The 978-nt window shown below is 42.0% G+C and carries 2 protein-coding genes; both read right to left on the bottom strand.

From position 1 onward, the window contains the following. Window positions 1-719 (bottom strand): DUF523 and DUF1722 domain-containing protein (locus A3735_RS00940; RefSeq protein WP_082885755.1); only part of this gene is annotated, 719 nt, incomplete at its 3' end. A gap of 93 nt (window positions 720-812) precedes the next feature. Then, a complete protein-coding gene (locus tag A3735_RS32435; protein ID WP_369820493.1) occupies window positions 813-947 on the bottom strand; it encodes a DUF1731 domain-containing protein in 135 nt (44 codons plus the stop codon). Between the last annotated feature and the right edge of the window lie 31 nt (window positions 948-978).

Genomic DNA, 978 nt, shown 5'->3' with positions numbered 1-978 from the left:
ATTTCGATACTTAAGCTCTTGTCACCCGCTAACAACCTGCCAAGCGCTTTCGCTTGCTTTTGATTATGTGCCATCAATAAGTATTTGTAGCTCGCATGGAATTTGGTTAGTTTTAAAACACTAGGCTGATCCAAAACTTCTTTACGAAAGTTATGATACGCATAAACGCGCATCACAAAATTGTCATACAAGACGTCATCATTGAGACGACCTTCTTCTTCAATTGGCATTAGCGGATATTTTTCCCTTAAAGCACGAGCAAAAACGCCCATCCCTGGCTTCATATGAGCATGACCATTAGGCTGATAGACTTTCACCCTTTCCATGCCGCAACTAGGCGAGTTTCTCATCAGGATATAACCATCCAAACTCCCCATTTCTGGTAGTTTGTGCTCAAAACCACTCACTAACTGATCAGTCAAGTCTTTAGAATTGTCGTCGCTAAAATTTAATTGAGGCGATTCCGGGTTGCCCGTCAGCCTCATGGTAGGTCTGGGAGTTCCAAACCCAGCAGCAACTTCTGGGCAGAAGGTTTTAAATTCGAAGTGCTTACTAAGTACATTGAGGCATAAACGAGATTGGGTATGACCGCCATTATAACGCACCTCATGACCCGCCAAACAGGCACTCAAACCTACTTGAATTGACTTCTCACCTCGGCTTTTCATAGCGTCGCTAGAAGCAGCCTTGTCGGAGACAATAACATTATGCTTTTTCATACCCATCACCCTCTTACATGCCATGCATTTTTAACAGTTCTACAAGGTATACGCGACAAGCACAAAACTAGATCATAATGACATGATTTAAAGTCAAAGTATCTCATCCAAGGCTTGCTTTAACTGAGGATACTGAAATTGAAAGCCACTTTCTAGAAGCTTCTTTGGGACTACATTCTGACTTCCAAGCAATAAAATAGATGATTCACCGAGTATGGTTTTCAAGATAAATGCCGGAACAGGAAGTACTGCAATTCTC

The sequence above is a fragment of the Oleiphilus sp. HI0061 genome (assembly GCF_001635675.1).
This window is presented reverse-complemented; position numbering and strand designations above follow the sequence as displayed.